The 1,046-nt window shown below is 76.6% G+C and carries 1 protein-coding gene; it reads right to left on the bottom strand.

What is annotated here, in order from left to right; genetic code table 11:
• Positions 1-15: 15 nt before the first annotated feature.
• A partial coding sequence (locus tag PROKR_RS37915) for an ABC transporter ATP-binding protein (RefSeq protein WP_084800683.1) occupies positions 16-1,046 on the bottom strand: 1,031 nt, incomplete at its 5' end.

Raw genomic sequence — 1,046 nt, 5'->3', positions numbered from 1 at the left:
CGAGGTCCGGGGCGGTCATCGGTCGGCCCCCGATCCGGCTCGTGCGCCGGCTCGCTCACCGGCGTGCTCACCGGCACCGGCACCGGCACCGGCACTGGCACCGGCGCCGACGTCGTGGGTGAGCCGCGCGAAGACCTCCTCCAGCCCGGTGCGCTCCCGCCGGGCCTCGTCCACGCCGATGCCCGCACCCACCAGCACCTCGATCACCGTGGCGGGTGGCGTCGTCGCGAGGTCCACACGGACGCCGTCCGGGGCGAGCCGGGCAGGGATGCGGCGGCCCCGCAGCACGTCCACGGCGCGGGCGCCGTCGGGCGTGGACACGAGCAGCGCCGGGCTGCCGGACTCCAGCAGGTCGTCCAGCGCGCCCTGCGCGACGACGACGCCCTCGTTGAGCACGACCACGTGGGTACACGTGGCCTCGACCTCGGCCAGGAGGTGCGAGGACACCAGCACCGTCACGCCGCCGGCGTGCAGCTCGGCGATGATCCGGCGGATCTCCTGCGTGCCGGCCGGGTCGAGACCGTTCGTCGGCTCGTCGAGCACCACCAGCCGACGCGGCACCAGCAGCGCCGAGGCGAGCCCCAGGCGTTGCTTCATGCCGAGCGAGTAGGCGCGGTACTTGCGCCGGGCGGCGTCCGCGAGGCCGACCCGCTCCAGGGCGGCCGACACCGCACCGTCCACCGCCCGCCCGGACAGGAAGGGCTCCGCCGCCGCGAAGCGCAGCAGGTTCTCGCGGCCCGACAGGAACGGGTGGAACCCCGGGCTCTCCACGAGGGCGCCGACGTGCGGGAGCACGCGGTCGGCCGCCCCCGGCACGGGCGCCCCGAGCAGCTCGATCTCGCCCTCGGTCGGCTGGACGAGCCCGAGCAGCATGCGGATCGTCGTCGTCTTGCCGGAGCCGTTCGGGCCCAGCATGCCGACCACGGCGCCCTCCGGCACCTCCAGGTCGACGCCGTCCACGGCGACAGTGCCCCGGTAGACCTTGCGCAGCCCCCGGGTGCGGGCCGCGAGGGCGGCGGCGCTGGTGCCGGTGCCGGCGGCCGGCG

The sequence above is a fragment of the Promicromonospora kroppenstedtii DSM 19349 genome (genome assembly GCF_000515355.1).
Lineage (GTDB): Bacteria > Actinomycetota > Actinomycetes > Actinomycetales > Cellulomonadaceae > Promicromonospora > Promicromonospora kroppenstedtii.
The sequence above is the reverse complement of the archived record's forward strand: the minus strand, read 5'-3'. Positions and strand labels throughout refer to the sequence as shown.